1 protein-coding gene is annotated in these 1,408 nt (G+C 54.3%); it reads left to right on the top strand.

From position 1 onward, the window contains the following. Positions 1-10: 10 nt before the first annotated feature. Positions 11-1,404: HYR-like domain-containing protein (locus tag ACM9J1_RS14375; protein WP_462916985.1), on the top strand; the 1,394-nt coding region annotated here is incomplete at its 3' end. Positions 1,405-1,408: the final 4 nt, after the last annotated feature.

Here is a 1,408-nt window from a genome sequence, read left to right as displayed (position 1 = left end):
GATTGCTGCCTTGCCAGCCACATCGACGATTTCTTGTCCTGCTACGCCGCAGTTCGCCCAGGCTACGGCTACAGACGAATGTGGAAGCGCGTTCACGTTGACCTTCAACGATGTAACCACGAATGGTGCTTGCGCCGGTTCATACTCCGTAACAAGGACTTGGACGGCTACCGATGCTTGTGGAAATGCTTCTACGGCTTCACAGACCATCAATGTACAAGACACAACGGCTCCGGTAATTTCACAATTGCCAGCCACGTCAACCATAGCATGTCCTGCCACACCGCAATTCGCTCAGGCTACGGCTACCGACGAATGTGGTAGCACATTTACACTGACGTTCAACGACGTGACAACCAATGGTGCTTGCGCCGGTTCTTACTCGGTGACACGTACTTGGACCGCTACCGATGCTTGTGGAAATTCATCTACGGCTTCGCAGACCATCAATGTGCAAGACACAACGGCTCCGGTGATTGCTGCTTTGCCAGCTCCATCGACCATCGCTTGTCCTGCTACACCGCAATTCGCTCAGGCTACGGCTACCGATGCTTGCGGAAGTACATTCACTTTGACTTTCAATGATGTAACCACACAAGGCCAGTGCGCCGGTTCATACTCCGTAACAAGGACTTGGACGGCTACTGACGCTTGCGGCAACACATCGACCGCTACACAGACCATCAACGTTCAGGACACGGTTGCGCCGGTGATTGCTGCCTTGCCAGCCACATCTACCATCGCTTGTCCTGCTACGCCGCAATTCGCTCAGGCCACGGCTACCGACGAATGTGGAAGCGCGTTCACGTTGACCTTCAACGATGTAACCACGAATGGTGCTTGCGCCGGTTCCTATTCTGTAACAAGGACTTGGACGGCTACGGACGCTTGTGGAAATTCATCTACGGCTTCACAGACCATCAACGTTCAGGATACGGCTGCGCCGGTGATTGCTGCTTTGCCAGCGACATCGACCATCGCTTGTCCTGCTACGCCGCAATTCGCTCAGGCTACGGCTACCGACGGATGTGGAAGCGTATTTACACTGACTTTCAACGACGTAACCACCAACGGTGCTTGCGCCGGTTCTTACTCGGTGACACGCACTTGGACCGCTACCGATGCTTGTGGAAATGCTTCTACGGCTTCACAGACCATCAACGTTCAGGATACGGCTGCACCGGTTATTGCTGCGTTGCCTGCCGCTACCACCATTTCTTGTCCGGCTGTACCGCAGTTTGAACAAGCCACTGCTACTGATGCATGCGGAAGTGCATTTACTTTGACCTTCAACGACGTGACCACGAACGGCCAGTGCGCCGGTTCATACTCCGTAACAAGGACTTGGACCGCTACCGACGCTTGTGGAAACACCGCGACGGCTTCGCAGACCATCAATGTGGANGNT

The organism is Flavobacterium longum (genome assembly GCF_965137575.1).
Classification (GTDB): Bacteria; Bacteroidota; Bacteroidia; order Flavobacteriales; family Flavobacteriaceae; genus Flavobacterium; species Flavobacterium longum.
Note: the sequence above shows the minus strand (reverse complement) of the source record. Positions and strands in the feature narration are given on the sequence as shown.